At 66.4% G+C, this 18,138-nt stretch carries 15 protein-coding genes and 1 riboswitch; of the genes, 4 read left to right on the top strand and 11 right to left on the bottom strand.

The features are described from left to right. From OIK44_RS04115 to OIK44_RS04095, 5 genes are all read right to left on the bottom strand, one after another. The gene (locus OIK44_RS04115) at nt 1-4,113 is read right to left on the bottom strand and encodes a cobaltochelatase subunit CobN (protein WP_273669400.1); all 4,113 of its coding nucleotides are present in this window, start codon (nt 4,111-4,113) and stop codon (nt 1-3) included. Then, on the bottom strand, nt 4,106-4,444 hold the full coding sequence (locus OIK44_RS04110; protein ID WP_273669399.1) for a (2Fe-2S) ferredoxin domain-containing protein: 339 nt from the start codon (nt 4,442-4,444) through the stop codon (nt 4,106-4,108). The genes OIK44_RS04115 and OIK44_RS04110 overlap by 8 nt, the downstream gene beginning before the upstream one ends. A gap of 10 nt (nt 4,445-4,454) precedes the next feature. Beyond that, nucleotides 4,455-5,279 carry a CbtA family protein gene (locus OIK44_RS04105; protein WP_420213814.1) on the bottom strand — a complete coding sequence of 275 codons (825 nt, stop codon included), beginning with the start codon at nt 5,277-5,279 and terminating at the stop codon, nt 4,455-4,457. Beyond that, on the bottom strand, nt 5,270-5,467 hold the full coding sequence (locus OIK44_RS04100) for a CbtB domain-containing protein (protein ID WP_273669398.1): 198 nt from the start codon (nt 5,465-5,467) through the stop codon (nt 5,270-5,272). The genes OIK44_RS04105 and OIK44_RS04100 overlap by 10 nt, the downstream gene beginning before the upstream one ends. Nucleotides 5,468-5,565: 98 nt before the next feature. After that, nucleotides 5,566-5,798: riboswitch (cobalamin riboswitch) on the bottom strand. 96 nt (nt 5,799-5,894) lie between these two features. Beyond that, the gene (locus OIK44_RS04095; RefSeq protein WP_273669397.1) at nt 5,895-7,739 is read right to left on the bottom strand and encodes an AMP-dependent synthetase/ligase; all 1,845 of its coding nucleotides are present in this window, start codon (nt 7,737-7,739) and stop codon (nt 5,895-5,897) included. Nucleotides 7,740-8,010: 271 nt separating this feature from the next. Between OIK44_RS04095 and OIK44_RS04090 the strand changes: the two genes are divergently transcribed. Further along, nucleotides 8,011-8,850: a universal stress protein gene (locus OIK44_RS04090; RefSeq protein WP_273669396.1), complete on the top strand. Its 840-nt coding sequence runs from the start codon at nt 8,011-8,013 to the stop codon at nt 8,848-8,850. 9 nt (nt 8,851-8,859) lie between these two features. Here the strand turns inward: OIK44_RS04090 and OIK44_RS04085 are convergent, their stop codons facing one another. The 4 genes from OIK44_RS04085 to OIK44_RS04070 form a co-directional block, all read right to left on the bottom strand. After that, complete coding sequence (locus OIK44_RS04085) at nt 8,860-9,414, bottom strand: PadR family transcriptional regulator (RefSeq protein WP_273669395.1); 555 nt, start codon at nt 9,412-9,414, stop codon at nt 8,860-8,862. A gap of 70 nt (nt 9,415-9,484) precedes the next feature. Beyond that, complete coding sequence (locus OIK44_RS04080; protein ID WP_273669393.1) at nt 9,485-9,916, bottom strand: nuclear transport factor 2 family protein; 432 nt, start codon at nt 9,914-9,916, stop codon at nt 9,485-9,487. 60 nt (nt 9,917-9,976) lie between these two features. Beyond that, entirely contained in the window at nt 9,977-11,998 is a 2,022-nt protein-coding gene (locus tag OIK44_RS04075) for an NADPH-dependent 2,4-dienoyl-CoA reductase (RefSeq protein WP_273669392.1), read from the bottom strand. A gap of 89 nt (nt 11,999-12,087) precedes the next feature. Then, entirely contained in the window at nt 12,088-12,981 is an 894-nt protein-coding gene (locus OIK44_RS04070; protein ID WP_273669391.1) for a LysR family transcriptional regulator, read from the bottom strand. A 100-nt stretch (nt 12,982-13,081) separates the two neighbouring features. Between OIK44_RS04070 and OIK44_RS04065 the strand changes: the two genes are divergently transcribed. The 3 genes from OIK44_RS04065 to OIK44_RS04055 all read left to right on the top strand — a co-directional run bounded on the left by OIK44_RS04065 (nt 13,082) and on the right by OIK44_RS04055 (nt 15,193). After that, the gene (locus OIK44_RS04065) at nt 13,082-13,318 is read left to right on the top strand and encodes a DUF2798 domain-containing protein (protein ID WP_273669390.1); all 237 of its coding nucleotides are present in this window, start codon (nt 13,082-13,084) and stop codon (nt 13,316-13,318) included. A 55-nt stretch (nt 13,319-13,373) separates the two neighbouring features. Further along, complete coding sequence (locus OIK44_RS04060) at nt 13,374-13,769, top strand: VOC family protein (RefSeq protein ID WP_273669389.1); 396 nt, start codon at nt 13,374-13,376, stop codon at nt 13,767-13,769. A 140-nt stretch (nt 13,770-13,909) separates the two neighbouring features. Beyond that, nucleotides 13,910-15,193, top strand: a complete 1,284-nt coding sequence (locus OIK44_RS04055) for a hypothetical protein (protein WP_273669388.1) — start codon at nt 13,910-13,912, stop codon at nt 15,191-15,193. A gap of 8 nt (nt 15,194-15,201) precedes the next feature. On the opposite strand, the gene OIK44_RS04050 is transcribed toward OIK44_RS04055, so the two are convergent. Both OIK44_RS04050 and OIK44_RS04045 read right to left on the bottom strand, forming a co-directional pair. Next, on the bottom strand, nt 15,202-15,912 hold the full coding sequence (locus OIK44_RS04050; RefSeq protein ID WP_273669387.1) for an alpha/beta hydrolase: 711 nt from the start codon (nt 15,910-15,912) through the stop codon (nt 15,202-15,204). Nucleotides 15,913-16,002: 90 nt separating this feature from the next. Beyond that, entirely contained in the window at nt 16,003-18,090 is a 2,088-nt protein-coding gene (locus tag OIK44_RS04045; protein WP_273669386.1) for a 3-hydroxyacyl-CoA dehydrogenase NAD-binding domain-containing protein, read from the bottom strand. Nucleotides 18,091-18,138: the final 48 nt, after the last annotated feature.

Here is an 18,138-nt window from a genome sequence, read left to right as displayed (position 1 = left end):
TTATACGCTGCGCGGGGTTTCGCCGCGCGCCTCCAGCAGGGTTTCACTATTCAGGTACAGCTCGCGCAGCTTGTCCAGCGTTTCCGGGCGCGGCTCGGCCCACATGCCGCGGCTGGCCGCTTCCAGCAGGCGCTCGGCAATGGCGTTCTGCGCCCACGGGTTGGCCTCCTGCAGGAACTGCTGCATCTGCGGATCGAAGCCGTAAGCCTCGGCGACGTTCTCGTACATCCAGTCGTCCATCACCTGGGCGGTGGCGTCGTAGCCGAACAGGTAGTCAACCGTGGCCGTCAGCTCCAGGCCGCCCTTGTAGCCGTGGCGCTGGATGCTGGCCAGCCACTTCGGATTGACCACGCGCGAACGGAACACGCGCAGCGTCTCCTCCTTCAGGTCGCGCACCTGGGCGCGCGCCGGATCGTGGCTGTCGCCGAAGTAGTGGCGCGGCTGCTGCCCGGTCAGCGCGCGTATCGTCGCGATCATCCCGCCGTGGAATTGCAGGTAGTCGTCGCTGTCGAAGATGTCATGCTCGCGGTTGTCCTGGTTGTGCAGCGCCACCTGCACGCCGGACAGGCGCACCTTGAAGGCGTCGCGCTGGTCCGCGCCCTGGGCGCCGCGCGCGTAGGCGTAGCCGCCCCAGTTGACGTAGGCTTCGGCGAAATCGGCGTCGGCCTCCCAGTTTTTGTGCTGGATCAGCGGCAGGATGCCGGCGCCGTAGCTGCCCGGCTTGGCGCCGAAGACGCGGTAGGCCGCGCGCCGCTCCGCCTCGTCCTGCGGCAAGCCTTGGCCGATCCAGTCGCCCAGCTCGGCCAGATAATGCTTGCGCACGAAATTGTGCGTCAGCGGCTCGTCGAGCTGGATGACGGTGTTGACGGCGTCGTCGATCAGGTCGATCAACTGCGGGAAGGCGTCGCGGAAGAAGCCGCTGATGCGCGTCGTGACGTCGATGCGCGGGCGCTTCAGCTCGTCCAGCGGAATGACTTCGACGCCGCTGACCTGACGGCTTTCGGCGCGCCACACGGGCCGCACGCCCAGCAGCGCCAGGATCTGCGCGACGTCGTCGCCGTGGGTGCGCATCGCGCTGGTGCCCCAGATGCTGATGGCGACGCTCTCCGGGTAGGCGCCGGTTTCGCGCTCGTGCCGCACCAGCACCTCGTGCGCCAGTTGCAGGCCGACGCGCCAGGCCGATTGCGACGGCACGCTGCGCGGGTCGACGGAATAGAAATTACGTCCGGTCGGCAGGATGTGCGCCATGCCGCGCGTCGGCGAGCCGTTCGGGCCGGCCGGCACGTAGGCGCCGGCCAGACCGTTGATCAGGTTGTCGATTTCGTCGGTGGCGCGGGCCAGGTTCGGCACCAGTTCGCGGCAGGCGAAACCGAGCACGCTGCGCAAGGCGTCGAAACGGGCCGCGCTGGGCGCCGGTGTGACGCTGGCCGCAGGCGCGCGGGGTGGCGCGGCCAGCTTGGCGCGCGGCTTGCCCATTTGCGACAGCATATTGCCGCCGGGTCGCAGCGCCGGTTGCAGCAGCGGCTTGGCGGCGGCCGCGCTGTCGGCGTCCAGTCCATCGAAAACTGTGTCGAGCGCGTCGTCGATGCGCGCCGCCAGATAGCCGTGGGTTCGCAGTTCGGTAAACAGTTGCAGACACAACGCGTCGATTGCGTCGAGCGCGTCCGCGCGCGTGACGACGGCGCGCTTTGCCAGCCGGGCCAGCGCGTCGACCACGTTCAGGCGGCGGCCCTTCTGGTCCAGCAGCATGTCCATGTTCAGGCCGAACAGGCGCGCCACTTCGGCCTGCAAACCGGGAATGTCCTGGTTCGGCAGGCGCGTCAGCGACACCAGCATATCCGGCAGTTGCTCGTCGTCCGGGCCGCGTCCGAGGATGTGCAGGCCGTCGCGGATTTGCGCCGAGCCGAGTTCGCACAGGTAACCGTCCAGGTCTTCGATCAAGTGGGCGACGTCGGAGCCGCCCATATTGGCCAGGGCCTCGGGGAGTTCGCCGTCGTGGGTATGGTCGTGGCCGTGCTCATGGCCGTGGCCGTGGTCGTGGCCGTGATGATGGTCGTGGCCGTGATGGTGGCCATGTCCATGCTCATGATCGTGGTCGTGGTCGTGGTCATGGTGCAGCAGGCGCGCCTGCAGGTCGGCGTCCAGATTGGTCTGCTTGACCAGCTCCCATATCTGCTGCTGCAGCAGCGGCAGCTTGGCCGGGTCCAGCACCTCGACCTGATAATATTCATCGACCAGTTGGGTCAACTGGGCCAACGCGCCGTAGGTATCGGCCGTGGTCATCGGCGGTGTCAGGTGATCGACGACGACCGCGTGGCCGCGCCGCTTCGCCTGCGAGCCTTCGCCCGGATCGTTGATGATAAAGGGATAAAACAGCGGCAAGTCGCCGAGCAAGGCATCCGGGAAGCAGTTCTCCGACAAGCCGACGCCTTTGCCGGGCAACCACTCCATCGTGCCGTGCTTGCCGACGTGGACGATGGCGTCGGCGCGCCACTCGTCGCGCAGCCAGCGGTACAAGGCATAATAATGATGGGTGGGCGGCAGGTCGGGCTGGTGGTAAATCGCGTCCGGGTCCATGCCGTAGCCGCGCGGCGGCTGCAGCGCGACGAAGGTGTTGCCCAGCTCGATGCCGGCCAGCGCGAGGTGGCCGTCGTGGACATACGCCTCGCCGGGCGCGGCGCCCCACTGGGCCGTCATTTTGTCCTGCATCTCGGCCGGCAGGTCGGCGAACCAGGCGGCGTACTGCGCCGCCGGCACGCGCCCGGCCGCGTGCGTCAACTGCTCGGCCGTCAGATAGATATTATCGTAGGAGCAGCGCTGCACCAGATCGTGGATCAGCGCCGTGCCGTCCTTCGGCAGTGCGCCGACGTCGTAGCCGGCCACGCGCATCGCGTCGAGGATGCGCATCAGCGAAGCCGGCGCGTCCAGGCCGACGGCGTTGCCGATCTGCGAAGCCTTGCTGCTGGAATTGGTGAACATGAAGGCCACGCGCTTCTCGGCGTTCGGCACGCGCTTCAGGCGGGCGAACCGCGCCGCGATGCCGGCCACGCGGGCGACGCGCTCGGGCTGCGGCTCGTACTCGACCGCCTCGCTCGGCAGCCCCGCCGCGCGCGCCTTGAACGACACCGGCACCGTGATGATGCGGCCGTCGAACTCGGGCAGCACGACGTTCATCGCCGCGTCGAGCGGATTCAGGCCGCGCGCCGACTGCTGCCACTGCGCCAGCGTCATGCCGCTGGTGATCGCCTGCAGCACCGGCACGTTCAGCGTTTCCAGCACGCCGACCGACCAGCCGGCCGGGGTCGGCCCGCCGGGCGTGATCTCGCCCATCGCGAACGAGGTGGTATTAATCAGCACGTCGATATGCGCGCCCTGCTCGCCGCTGAAGTAGCGTAGCGCGCTCGGCAGGCTGGCGCCGCCCTCGCCGCCGGCCCGCAGCGAGGCGGTGAACACCGGCAGCACGTTCATGCCGCGCTGCTCCAGCGCGGCCAGCAGCGCGTCGATGAAGCGCGTGTTACCGCTCATCCAGTGGGCGCGGTAGAAGACGATGCCGACGCTGGGTTGCTGCGGCGCGCGCAGCGCCAGCCAGTCGGCCACGCCGGCGCCTTGCGCCAGGTCGGGATGGTAGATGCCGTGTTCCGGCAGGGCGTGCGCCGCCTCGAAGCCGAAGCCCGTCAGCAGCAGATGGTCGGACAGGTAGCGCAGCAGTTGCGCCAGGTTGGTGCTGCCGCCGGCCTGGAAGTACTTCAGCGCCTGCTGCAGCACGTCCGGCGACACGGTCGACACCGCCGCCAGCTCCGGGTCCGGCTCGCCGGTGCCGCTGATGGCGATCAGGTGGCGGCCCTGGCGCCGCGCCAGTCCGACCAGTTCAGCGAAGCCGGGCACGCCGCCGAGGCGGCCCAGCACGCGCAGCACGATGATGCGCGCGCCGGCCAGTTCCCCCGCCAGCAGCAGCGCCATCTGCGATTCGCTTTCCAGCGACTGCAAATTGACGCCCGCCACCGGCGCGAAGTCCGGCGGCATCTGCGACAAGGCGTTGTGTAAAACCGTCAAATCATTCGATGCGTGCGTCAACAGCGCAATCTGCGCCTTCCCGGCCGGTGCTTCAGACATCTTGCTTATCCAATGTACAGGTGTCGCCTTCGCCGAGGCGATGGAAAATCAAATCGCTTACTTCCTTGCCGCCGACCAGATGCTCGGTGACGATGCGCTCCACCGCCGCCTCGTCGACGCGGTTGTACCAGACGCCTTCCGGATACACGACCAGGATGGGGCCATTGTTCCGGCAGGCGACCATGCAGTGCGTGCGGGTGCGCTTGACGGTCAGTTCGGGGCGGGCGTCGATCTTCTCGCCCATCAGCTCGAACATGGCCTGCGCCTGCAAACCGTTTTCGGTGCAGCGCGGGCCGACGCACATGAAGACGTGACGGTTGTGGGTTCTCATGCGGTCCGGCTCAGGCGGATTTTTTGTAGAAGAACCCCGCCAGCGCGCCCAGCGCAAGCCAGAATGCGCCGTTGGCCCAAGCCGTCGCGTAGATGAAGGCACGCGCCAGCTCGGCCGGCGCGGTGCTGGCATGCACTTCCGGCTGCGGCGCGCCGACCAGATGCGGCACGAACAGCACGGCCGCGCCCAGCGCCCTCAACGGCAGACCGCGGGCAAACACCAGCAGCGCCAAACCGCCCGCCGACGCGGCAACCGTCGTCAGCCACCACATCTGGCGCGCGGCCAGCGGCGCGGCGGCCGTGCCCGGCACTTCCGGCGGCAGGCCGATGGACGGCGCCAGGAAAAAGACGCCGTAACCGGCGGCGCCCCACAGCAGGCCGGCGCGCCAGCCCGTAACCTGGCCGCGCAGGCTGATGGCGCCCGCCAGCAGCAGGCCGAAGCCGACCGCCATGCTGATATTTGCCACGGCCGTGAAGAAGGTGCGCTCGGCGCCGTTTTCCGGCTGCCAGCCGGCGTGCGAATGCGCCGCGCCGCCGTCGTGGGAATGCGCGGGTTCGGCGGCGCCGTCGTGGGCATGCGCGGGCGCGGCCTCGTGGGTATGCGCGTGACCGTCCGCGTGGACATGCTGCACCGGCGCGGCGTGGACGTGTTCGGGCTGGGGCGCGGCGCTGGCGGCATCCTCATACGTCTCGGCCTGCAAGATGATCTTGCTGACCTGGACCTGCTGCACGGCCGTCAACAGCAAACCGGCCAGGATGCCCGAAAAAGCGGCGGCGCGCACGATGCGGTTGAAAGCGCCCAGATTGACCCCGCCGGACGGTCGCGTCAATGGCACGGGAAGCCCGCCGAGTGGCGGCCGTCGTGGGCCGCGTTGTGCAAGGCTTCCGTCTCGGCGAACGCCGCGCCGTACAAGAGCACGATGCCGAGGCCGCCGGCCATCAGGAATGGCAAGACTTTGTCTTTCCAAAGCGCCAGTTGGGATTGCGAATTGCCAGGGCCGACGACAGCGTGTTGTGTGGACATGATGTTCTTTCCAGAGGAAAACTTGGGAAGCTTGTAACCGGAGAGAAAAGATGGGTGCGGAGTGCAGCATACCACCTGGATCGCCCTCCGCGATACAAACGCTTAACAGGCTTTGGGCTGGTTTCCGGGCTGACGAGTGGCGCTCCGGGGGCCGGAACTGCCTGGGTTTACGCCTTCCCATGCGAAGCACAGTGGCATACTGCAAACCCTTTTACTCGATTACCGTTGCGGGGGCAGCGCCGGCATTGTTTTTCCATGCGGAAAAATTCACCGGCTTCCCATTTAAACTCGCCAACGACCGCTGGCAAATACCGAAAGCAATACGGGCGAAGTATAGGTTGCGGCTGCACAAATAGCAAGCTGGGGACAGACCACGATTTTCAAGAAATAATTTCTTGAAAATCGTGGTCTGTCCCCGGGGAGGGGCCTAGCCGCGCTTGCGGTAGACGTCCTCGGTCTCGCCCTCGAAGTGCGCCAGCAAGTTCTTGCGCTTGAGTTTCAGCGTCGGCGTCATCAGCGAGTTTTCAATCGACCACGGCGTCAGCTCCATGCGCACCGCGCGCGGCACCGCATACGCCGGGAAGCTCTTGCACATCTGCTGGATCTGCGCCAGCGCGGCGTCGCGCACGGCATTCAGGCCCAGGCTGGCCGGCTCGTCGGCGACGTTGAGCCGGCGCGCCAGCGCCGCCCAGGCCGCCGGGTTCAGCACCACGAAGGCCGCCACGAAGGGCCGGTTTTCGCCGATGACGAAAGCCTGGTCGAACAGGGCGTCGGCGATGATGGCCAGCTCCAGGTCGGCCGGCGCGACCTTCTCGCCGGTCGAGGTGACGATGATTTCCTTGATACGGCCGGTGATGCGCACGCGTCCGTCGACGATGCTGGCCTGGTCGCCGGTGCGCAGCCAGCCGTCGCCGGTGAAGGTGTTGGCGCTGTCCTCCGGACGCTTCCAGTAGCCGCGCATGACGCTGGCGCCGCGCACCTGCAGTTCCTGGTTCTCGCCGATGCGCACCTGCACGCCGTCGAGCACCTTGCCGACGGTGGCGGGCCAGTTGTCTTCAACCGTGTTGTTGCACACCACCGGCGAGGTTTCCGTCATGCCGTAGCCCTGCAGCAGCGGCAGCCCCATGCCGAGGAAGCATTGCGCGACAGCCTGCGACATCGGCGCGCCGCCGCAGACGGCGAAGCGCAGCCGGCCGCCAAAACGGGCCAGCACCTTGCGCGCCACCAGGCGCCGCGTCAGCGGCTCCAGCAGCGCGTCCAGCCAGGCCGCGCCGCCGGCCGCCGGCGGCAAGTGCTGGCGCCGGCTGAACTGGCGCCAGCCGACCGCCTGCGCCAGCGCGAACAGCGCGCGCGTGACGGCGCCGGACGCGGCCATCGTCTCCTCCAGCTTGGCGTGGAAGCGTTCGTAGATGCGCGGCACCGACACCAGCGCCGTCGGGCGCACCGCCTGCAGGTCGTCGGCGATCTGCGCCACCGAGCGCACGTAGGCGACGCAACTGCCGGCGGCGATCGGCAGGTAGTAGCCGACCGTGCGCTCGAAGGTGTGCGACAGCGGCAGGAAGGACAGGAACACGTCGGCCGTGCCGACCTTGACGCAGCCGGTCAGCGCGCGCACATTGGCCAGGATGTTCGCGTGCGTCAGCATCACCCCTTTCGGCTTGCCGGTGGTGCCGGAGGTGTAGACGATGGCCGCCAGGTCGGCGGCGGCCACCGCCGGCAGGCGCGCCGGGCTGGAACCGGCGGCCACGGCCAGCCAGTCGCGCAGCGCCACCAGCATCACCGGCCCCGAGGCCGGCGCCGCCGGATGCGCCGGAATGTCGCCGCCGGCCACCGCCACCAGCTTCAGCGCCGGCATGGCCGCGGCCGCGCCGGCGATCGCCGCCCACTGCGCGTAGTTCGTCACCACCAGCACGGAGGCGTCGCAGTCGTTGACGATGTAGGCGATGCTGTCGGGGTTGTCGAGCGCGTGCATCGGCACCGGCACCATGCCCAGCGCCAGGCTGGCCTGGTCGATGCAGACGGCCTCGACGCCGTTCGGCAGCAGGATCGCCACCTTGGCCGCGTGCGGCAGCTCCAGCGCGGCCAGCGCGGCGGCGCAGGCGGCGACGCGCGCGGCCATCTCGGCCCAGGTGTAACTGATCCACTGCGCGCTCTGCGCGTCGAACTGGCGATATGCCTCGGCCTGCGGGGTTTGGCTGACGCGCCAGGCGAACAATTCGCCCAGCGTGGTGCTCGCGCCCAGTGCGGCGGCGCTTCTGTTACCGATTTCCATGTCTTCCTTTAATGAGTAAAACCGGCGCCCATACGGACGCGACCAGACCGGCCGCGCGGCGTGTCGCGCATGCCGAATCCGGTAGATGTGCATACTAGAAACAGCATGCACTTTTTAATTTGATGTAGATCAAAAATTCCATAAACACCCCTTGAGCCCTGCGAATATTTGTGGACTCAGCGCCATCCGGCCTCTACGCTTTGAGCACCGGCCCCGCGCAAGGGCGCGGCGACAAGCGCCGGGCAAGCCCCCACATAGACAAGGACACGACATGGCCTACAAAACGATTCTGGTACACGCCGACCAATCCAAACACGCGCCCGAGCGCATCCGCGTCGCCGCCGCGCTGGCCGTGGCCGAAGGCGCGCATCTGGTCGGCGCGGCGTTGAGCGGCATTTCCGGCGCCATCTACCAGGCCGACGCCGTCGACCTGACCGGCGCCATCCTGGCCGGGCGCATCAACACCGAGATGGACCACGCCCGCACCGCGCTGGCGCAGTTCGAGTCGCTGGCCAAGGCGGCTGGCGTGAACACCTACGAAAGCCGGCTGCTCAACGACGATCCGCAGGGCGGCCTGTCGCTGCAGGCGCGCTACAGCGACCTGGTGGTGCTCAGCCAGTGCGACCTGGACGAGGGCCGGACCCGGATTATCCCCGACCTGCCCGAATATGTGGTGCTCAATAGCGCGCGGCCGGTGTTGATCGTGCCGTATGCCGGCCACTTCCCCAGCGTCGGCAAGCGCGCGCTGGTCGCCTGGGACGGCAGCATGGAATCGACGCGGGCGCTGACCAACGCGCTGCCGCTGCTGCGCCGCGCCGACAACGTCGCGCTGGCCCTGTTCAATCCGTCCAAGCGCCAGGGCGTGCACGGCGAGCTGCCCGGCGCCGACATCGCGCTGGTGCTGGCGCGCCACGGCGTCAAGGTCGAAGTGCTGCCGCAGCACACCGACATCGACGTCGGCAACGCCCTGCTCTCGCTGGCCTCCGACCAGGATTCGGATTTGATCGTCATGGGCGGCTACGGCCACAGCCGCTTCCGCGAAATGCTGCTGGGCGGCGTCACCAAGACCGTGCTGCAGACGATGACGGTGCCGGTGCTGATGTCGCATTAAGCCGGCGGTTTACTCGGCGTCGGCGTCCTTTGCGGCGCTTGAGGACAGCACCTTCAGCGCCTTTTCCGACCACTCGACCCACAGCGCCTCCAGCATCAGGCCGGCGTCCAGCACCAGGTGCTGGATCTGCCGCTCGCGCGAGGCGTCGCCGGGCGGGAAGTCGCGCGCCTCGATTTCCCGGTACAGCGCCAGCCTTGCGCGGTGCACCTCCAGGTGCCGCTGTATCTCGTCCATGACGGCGGTCGGGCCGACCAGCACCTCGGCGCGCAGGCGCAGCATCAATTCGTCGCGCATCGGCTTCGGGTCGCGGCTCTCGCCGACCCAGCGCGTCAGCTCTTCCCGTCCGGCCGGCAAGGCCCGATAGACCTTCTTGCGTCCGCGCCCCGTCTCCGGCGGCAGCGATGCCACCCAGCCCTGCTCCTCCAGGCGGCCCAGTTCCCGATATATCTGCTGATGCGTGGCGTGCCAAAAATGGCCGATGGACAGATCGAAGCGGCGCGCCAGCTCCAGACCGGAACAGGGCCGCTCCATCAAGGCGGTAATCAGTGCGTGGGGTAAGGACATGAAGGGAGTGATTGTGCCGGCATCTACAGGGCGCTCATTATCCCATACGGCGCCGGCTATCCATTGCCGCTTATTTGAAGGCGGCCATGCGCTCGCCCAGGCGCTTGCCCATTTCCAGCCCCAGCGCCTGCAATCCGCTCAGCGGCCGCACCATCACTTCAAACTCGACGATCTTGCCGTCTTCGTCGAAGCGCACCAGGTCGATGCCCTTGAGCTGCCGGTCGCCGACGTTGGCGCTGAATTCCAGCACGACGTTCAAGCCGTCGTCGGAGGCCAGTTGGCGGTGATAGCGGAAGTTCTCGAACACATTGATGACGGTGCCCAGCGCCAGCGCCACCGCCGCCGACGAATGGTAGGCGCTGTTCGCCAACGGCGAACGAAACACGGCGTCCGGATGCACGATCGCCAGCAGATTGTCGAGATTGCGGCTGGCCACCATCTCGTGCCAGGTAGCCAGCGACGCCGCCACGGCCGGTTGTAAAGTCAAAGGGGATGTAGTCATGAAGCCTCCTGTATAAGCACTGCATTGAAAACCAGGGTATCCGGCGCCACCCGGATGCGATCAAATCCCCGCCGCCAGGCGCACGCCCTGGTTGATGGCGCGCTTGGCGTCCAGTTCGGCGGCCGCGTCGGCGCCGCCGATCAGGTGGACCACGCAACCGGCGCCGCGCAATTCTTCGTACAGCTCGCGCAGCGGCTCCTGGCCGGCGCACAGCACGACATTGTCGACGGCCAGCACGCGCGCCTCGCCGTCTACGCTGATGTGCAGGCCGGCGTCGTCGATCTTGTGGTAGCTGACCGCCGGCGTCATCGCCACCCTGCGCGCCTTCAGCGAGGCGCGGTGTATCCAGCCGGTGGTCTTGCCCAGCGTGTCGCCAACCTTGCCCGGCTTGCGCTGCAGCAGATGGATTTGCCGCGCGGGCGCCGCCACCTGCGGCGCGCGCAGGCCGCCGGCCGCGCCGTAAGCGGTGTCGACACCCCATTCGGCGAAGAATTTGGCGGCGTCGACGCTGCCGCTGGCGCCGCTGTGCGCCAGGTACTCGGCCACGTCGAAGCCGATGCCGCCGGCGCCGATCAGGGCCACCGTCTTACCGACCGGCTTATCGTCGCGCAGCACATCGAGGTAGCCCAGCACCTTCGGGTGGTCGGCGCCGTCGATGGCCGGCGTGCGCGGCACGACGCCGGTGGCCAGCACGATCTCGTCGAAGCCGCCGTCGCGCAACTGGCGCGCCCCAACACGCGTGTTCAGCCGCAGCGCCACGCCGCGCAGTTCGATCTGGCGGCGGAAGTAGCGCAGCGTTTCGCCGAACTCCTCCTTGCCCGGCACCTTCCTGGCGATGTTGAACTGGCCACCGATCTGCGCGGCCGACTCGAACAAGGTCACGCGGTGGCCGCGTTCGGCGGCGCTGACGGCAAAACTGAGGCCGGCCGGTCCGGCGCCGACGACGGCGATGCGCTTGGGCCGCGCGGCCGGCGCCAGCGCCAGCTCGGTTTCGTGACAGGCGCGCGGATTCACCAGGCAGGAGGTGATTTTGCCGGCGAAGGTGTGGTCCAGGCAGGCCTGGTTGCAGCCTATGCAGGTGTTGATCTCGTCGGCGCGGCCCTGCTCCGCCTTGCGCACGAAGAAGGGATCGGCCAGGAAGGGGCGCGCCATCGACACCATGTCGCAGCAGCCGTCGGCCAGCACTTGCTCGGCCAGTTCCGGGGTGTTGATGCGGTTGGTCGCCACCAGCGGGATCGCCACCTGCCCCTTCAGGCGTTGCGTGACCCAGGCGAAGGCGCCGCGCGGCACCTTCGTGGCGATGGTCGGAATGCGCGCCTCGTGCCAGCCGATGCCGGTGTTGATGATGGTCGCGCCAGCCGCCTCGACGGCCTTGGCCAGTTCGATGACCTCGTCCAGCGTCGAGCCGCCCTCGACCAGATCGAGCATCGACAGGCGGTAGATGATGATGAAGCGCTCGCCCACCAGCGCGCGCGTGCGCCGCACGATCTCCACCGGGAAGCGGATGCGCCTGGCGTAGGCGCCGCCCCATTCGTCGTCGCGCTGGTTGGTACGGGCGGCGATGAATTCATTGATCAGGTAGCCCTCGGAACCCATGATCTCGACGCCGTCGTAGCCGGCGTGCCGCGCCAGCCCGGCGCAGCGGACGAAGTCGCCGATGGTTTCCTCGACTTCGGCCGAGGTCAGCGCGTGCGGCACGTGCGGATTGATCGGCGCCTGGATGGCGCTGGGCGCGACGGCCGAAGCCTGGTAGGAGTAGCGGCCGAAGTGCAGTATCTGCATGGCGATCTTGCCGCCCTCGGCGTGCACCGCCGCCGTGATCTGCCGGTGCTGTTCGGCCTGCGCCTCGGTGCTCAGCATGGCGCCGCCGCGCATCGGCCGGCCGCGCTCGTTCGGGGCGATGCCGCCGGTGACGATCAGGCCGACGCCGCCGCGCGCCCGCTCGGCGTAAAACGCGGCCATGCGCGTGAAGCCATCCTCGGCCTCCTCCAGGCCGACGTGCATCGACCCCATCAGCACGCGGTTCTTCAAGGTGGTAAAGCCCAGGTCCAGCGGTTCCAACAGATGCGGGTATGGCGCCATGCGAATCTCCTCTTTTTATGCAACTGGTTGCACAATTGTAGGCCGGCATATTTGTTTATGCAAGCAGTTGCAGAAAGATTGGCCTCGGCTTAGGAATTCAGCAAGGGATTGCCGGCGGCGAAAGCGGCCAGGTGCTCCAGCAAGGCGCGCACGCGCGCCGGCAGGTAGCGCTGCTGCGGCCAGACGGCGTAGACGTGGCGCGGCGGCGGCATCCATTCCGGCAGCAAGCGCACCAGACGGCCCTGCACGATCAGCTCGCGGCACTGCAGCAGCGGACACAGGACGATGCCCAGGCCGGCCTCGGCCAGCTCCACGGCCAGGCGCATCTCATTGACGCGCATGCGCGCCCGCGGCTGAATCAGCACTTCCGCGCCGTTGGCCGGATCGCGCAGCCGCCACTCGCGCAGCGGCTCGGCCACCAGCAAGGCGTGCTCGTTCAAGGCGGCGGCGTCGCCCGGCGCGCCGGCGCCGGCCAGATAAGAAGGCGCCGCCACCAGCACCAGCTCGGACTTGCCCAGGCCACGCTGCATCAGCCCCGAATCGGGCGGCGCGCCGGAACGTATGGCCAAGTCGGCGCCGCTGCCGACCAGATCCTGGACCTGGTTCGACAACTCCAGCTCCAGATTGATGTCCGGGTACTGCTGCATGAAGCTGATCCAGGCCGGCGTCAGCAGGCCGCTAGCGAAATTCACCGGCGCCAGCACGCGGATCGTGCCCGACAGCGCGCCCAGGCTGGCGTCGAGGCGCTGCGTGGCTTGGCGCAGCGCGTGCACCAGCGGGCGGCACTGCTCGTAATACTGCCAGCCCTCCGCCGTCGGCTGCATGCGCCGCGCGCTGCGGTTCAGCAGGCGATAGCCGAGCGTGCGCTCCAGTTTTTGCAGGCGGCGCGTCACCGTGGCGGCGGGCACCTCCTCTTTGGCGGCGGCGGCGTTCAGGCTGCCCGCCTCCACGATGGCAACAAACAGCGCTAAATCGTCGAGCATGGTTTCACTTTTGGAATTTGAAATTGAAATTTACGCTCTAGTATAGAACTTCGCAAGTTGTTACGCTATGCAAACACTCACAACACCTCTGGAGAACACCATGTCCGACGCCCTGCGCCTGCGCTTTATCTTCGCTTTTCTCATGTCCCTGACCATGACCACATTGATGTCGCTGTGGGTCACCTGGATCAACATCGGCCTGCCCCCGGACTTCCTCGCCAAGTGGCGCCATGCCTTCATGGCCGCCTGGCCGGTCGCCTTCCTCGCCGTGGTGCTGTTCGGGCCGCGGGTGCAAAGCATCAGCCAGAAATTGCTGCGGCGCCTGGCGCGGAGCTGAGATTGGCCGGCGCCGCCATGTGCGCTATGCTTGGGCCTCCATACTCAATGCCGGGATGCCCATGCTGGACCATGTTTCCGTCACCGTCGCCGACTTGCACAAGGCGGAGCGCTTCTACGACGCCGTGTTTGCCGCCCTCGGGGTCGCCAAAGTGGGATCGGACCACGCCGAGGCGTGGATAGGCTACGGCGAACGCTGCGACGCCGACCATCCCGGCCGCAGCTACTTTTCCGTGCGCCACGGCGCCCGGCCGGAAGACGCGCCGCGCCGCCACTGCTGCTTCAAGGCGCCGTCGCGCGCGGCCGTCGAGGCATTCTGGCGCGCCGGCCTGGAACACGGCGGCAGCGACAACGGCGCACCCGGCCTGCGCGACTATCACCCATCCTATTACGCCGCCTTCCTGCTCGACCCGGACGGCAACCGCATCGAAGCGGTCTGCCACCTGCGCTAACGCCGTTCGACGGAAAGGCCGCCGCCCCAAGTTTGGCGTGGGCATATGCGCCATTCAGCCATATCTGAGGTAAGCTTGAGGATCCCGCACGAGCGTCGCTGCCAGGAAACGCCCTGTGGCAGCCCCAAAACGGAGATCGCATGAAAGCACCGGCGCAGCCCACAACGCACCACGCGCAGCAATCGGCCCCTTTGTCGGGCGGACAAACAGCCGCGTCGCCGGCCTTCAGCGACAAGCGCCCCGCGGCGGCGGCGCAACTGGCACTCGCCGCAAAGGCACAAGACGGCCCTGGCGCGCATCGGCAAAAAACGCTGCTTGAGCGCATCAACGGGAGCGCCAGGTTGACGGCGCAACGCCAGGCAGCCGGCATTATTCAACGCGTTCAAATTCCAGGCATATATACGTTAACATCGGATTCGAATCTGAGGAAAAAGGTTGCTCCACACGATGTGATAGTGAGCCTTAAAAACGGCGATGAGGTAGTCGTTGAGAAAGGCGCTGCGGAGCTCAGTTTCAGCCTTCCAGGATTGTTTAGCTGGAGCAAGGACCACACATGGGTCAGCACCCGTGGCGGTCAAGCTGGCTGGATAAAGGACGGCAACATTCGGTTTCTCAAAAAAGCGGAGAGCGCCAGCCTCAGTCTTATCACGGAAGAGGAGGAAAAGTCGGCCAGCCTCAGCCTTATCACGGAGGAGGAGGAAAAGTCGCCGAGCCGAGGATTGGAATTATTGGATGAAAGCTCAGGCGCGAGAAAACCTAAGAAACTACCGCCAATTTCTTATTTTGAAGGACTCAGGAACAACACGCATATGAGGGTAGCCGCATCTGAAAAAGTAATGAAGGAATCCCGCGATAAAAAAACCCGGGAAATACCCGAGCGTGCGAAACAGGAACATAGTATGGTCCTGAGGAGAGAAGCGACAATGCATGAAACCGCAAACCGGCATGAGAAAAATATAAGAAAATGGATACCGGATAACATTGACCTGTCAGATTCTTATTCCGTCATAAAAGAGATCAACGCGAGAATTTTTGCAAATATGGCGTATTCGCGAAGCTACAACCCACCAGAGAGATTGTTGGAACATGATGATAAAAGCAATAAAAAATACGAGGGGGATTGCAGGAGCATCAGCGAGATGACTAAATATATAGCGGAAAACATTTTTGGAATCGCCAATGTGAGAATTGAATCCGTAGCCGACGGAGTACGCGTAAGCGGCTCCGATAACGAGGACGACAAGTACACCAACCACCATTGGCTAAACATCAATGGCCAGCGTTTCGATGCAATGGACAACCGGGATTTTGATTTTTCAAGATGGGAAATCCACAGGAACAAAGCTTGGCGCCGATTATCCGAAGCCGATATTGTGCAAGGGATCAGCGTCAATAAAATCCCACCGCCGGCCCATGCCCCATAATGACTCCGCTAGGCAACCTCGACACACCCCATAATCAGCGCCATCGTCGCATCCAGCTCCTCGGGACGCTCGCGCAGCAGCGCAAACAAATGGTTGTGCGTCGCGCCCGCGACCACGTGCAGCCTGCGCGAGCGCGCCACCAGCGCCGACGCCACCAGGCGCTGCGGGATCTCGGCCGGAATGACGGCGTCGTCCGCCGCCGCGATCACCAGCAGGTCGCCGGTGAATTCGGCCAGGATGCCCCAGGCGTCGCTGTCGATCCAGCTGCGCTCGCGCCGAATTGCGGCGCTGAAGCGCGGCCCGAACGGCAAGGCGTAGGCGCGCGGGTCGTAAATGCCCGGCACCACCAGGATCAGCGCGTCGACGCGCATCTGCTGCGTCAGCCGGATGGCGTTGTAGGCCCCCATGCTGAAGCCGAAGACCGCCAACGCCTGCTTTCCCATGCCGGTGGCGGCGGCCACGGCCGCAGCCTGGCTGGTGCGGCTGTGCAGCGAGGACTGCGCCATCGCGCCGCCGGTGGCGCCGTGGCCGACGCAGTCGAAGGCGGTCGAGCCGACGCCGCGCTCGTGCAGTTCGCGGCGCAGCTCGGCGAACCTGCTGCGGCTGCTGGCGCCGGCGCCGTGGATAAACAACACGCGCTTGTCCAGCGGCGCGACGTGGATGTCGCCTTGCAGCGTCCAGTTTTCGTACTTGAGTTGAAAATACTGAATGAGCGGCATACTTAAAATTAAATTCCAATGCCGTTAAGCAAAAAACCGGCGGCAGACCCGGGGCGGGGCCGCGCGCCGTCGTTTGGCGTTACCGGCGCCTTAGCCGTTGAAGGTTTTGCCCTCGGCCGCCAGTGTAAGCAGCAGCGGCGCCGCTGTCCAGGCGTCGCCGTGGCGGCCCTTCGCGTATTTCTCTATCGCGCTTAGCACATTCGGCAAGCCGACCGTGTCGGCGTAGAACATCGGGCCGCCTCGGTGCAGGGGGAAGCCGTAGCCGGTCAGGTAGACCATGTCGATGTCGGAGGCGCGCAGGGCGATGCCCTCCTCCAGTATCCGCGCGCCTTCGTTGACCAGCGAGTAGACCAGGCGCTCGACGATTTCTTGGTCGCTGACCTTGCGCCGCTCGACGCCGATGTCGGCCGAGTGCTTGACGATCATGTCGTCGACCAGCGCCGATGGATATGCCTTGCGGTCGCCCGGCTTGTAGTCGTACCAGCCGGCGCCGGTCTTCTGGCCGAAGCGGCCCAGTTCGCACAACAGGTCGGCGCTTGCCGAGTAACTGATGGCCGGCGCCTCCACATAGCGGCGCTTGCGGATGTACCAGCCGATGTCGTTGCCGGCCAAATCGCCCATGCGGAACGGCCCCATCGCGAAGCCGAACTTCTCGGCGGCCTTGTCGACCTGCTCCGGCAGACAGCCCTCCTCCAGCAGGAAGCCGGCCTGGCGGCTGTATTGCTCGATCATGCGGTTGCCAATGAAACCGTCGCACACGCCGGAGACGACGCCGGTCTTCTTCAGTTTCTTCGACAGCGCCAGCGTCGTCGCCAGCACGTCCTTGCCGGTGGCCGCGCCGCGCACGATTTCCAGCAGCTTCATCACGTTCGCCGGGCTGAAGAAATGCGTGCCGATGACGTCCTGCGGCCGCCCGGTGAAACCGGCGATGCGGTTCAGGTCCAGCGTCGAGGTGTTCGACGCCAGGATCGCGCCCGGCTTCATCACCGCGTCGAGCTTGCGGAACACGGTTTCCTTGACACCCATGTCCTCGAACACGGCTTCGACGACGATGTCGGCCTGGCCGATATCCTCATACACCAGCGTGCCGCTGAGCAGCGCCAGGCGCTGCTCGAACTTCTCCTGGGTCAGCTTGCCCTTCTTCAGGGTGTTTTCATAGTTCTTGCGGATCGTCGCCAGGCCCTTGTCGAGCGTCTCCTGCCGCGTCTCCAGCAGCACCACGGGGATGCCGGCGTTGACGAAGTTCATGGCGATGCCGCCGCCCATCGTGCCGGCGCCGATGACGGCGGCGCGCCGGATGTCGCGCGTCGGCGTGTCCGCCGGCACGTCGGGCACCTTGCCGGCGACGCGCTCGGCGAAGAAGGCGTGGCGCAGCGCCTTCGATTCGCTGGTCTGTATCAGTTGCATGAAGCGCTCGCGCTCGAACTTCAGGCCATCCTCGAACTTCATCGTCACCGAGGCGGCGACGGTTTCCACGCATTGCAGCGGCGCCGGGAACGGCCCGGACATGGCCTTGACGGTGTTGCGCGTGAATTGCAGGAAGGCTTCGTGGTTCGGGTAGTCCACCTTGCGGTCGCGCACCTTCGGCAGCGGACGCCGGTCGGCCACTGTGCCGGCGAAGGCGACGGCGGCGGCCAGCAAGTCCGCGCCGGGCGCGGTCACCGCGTCGAACAGGGCGGTCTGGGCCAGCTTGTCCGACGCCACCGGGGTGCCGGAGACGATCATGTTCAGGGCCATTTCCAGGCCGAGCACGCGCGGCAGCCGCTGCGTGCCGCCGGCGCCCGGCAGCAGGCCGAGTTTCACTTCCGGCAAGGCCATCTGCGCGCCGGGCGCGGCAATGCGGTAGTTGCAGCCGAGCGCCAGTTCCAGCCCGCCGCCCATGCAAACGCTGTGGATGGCCGCCACCACCGGCTTGGTCGAGTCTTCGACGGTACGGATCAGGGTGTGCAGGCTCGGTTCGGTCAGCGCCTTCGGCGAATTGAATTCCTTGATGTCGGCGCCGCCGGAAAACGCCTTGCCCGCGCCGGTGATGACGATGGCTTTGACGGCGTCGTCGGCCAGCGCTTTGCGGATGCCCTCGACCGCCGCCGTGCGGGTCGCCAGGCCCAGCCCATTGACGGGCGGATTGTTCAAGGTGATGACGGCAACGCTGCCATTGACCAGGTATTCGGCGCTCATGTCTCTTCCTTTTTAGAGTGAAACAGCAATGGCACGACTATACCGCAA

It is taken from the genome of Janthinobacterium fluminis (genome assembly GCF_028595325.1).
Lineage (GTDB): Bacteria > Pseudomonadota > Gammaproteobacteria > Burkholderiales > Burkholderiaceae_D > Janthinobacterium > Janthinobacterium fluminis.
The sequence above is the reverse complement of the archived record's forward strand: the minus strand, read 5'-3'. Positions and strand labels throughout refer to the sequence as shown.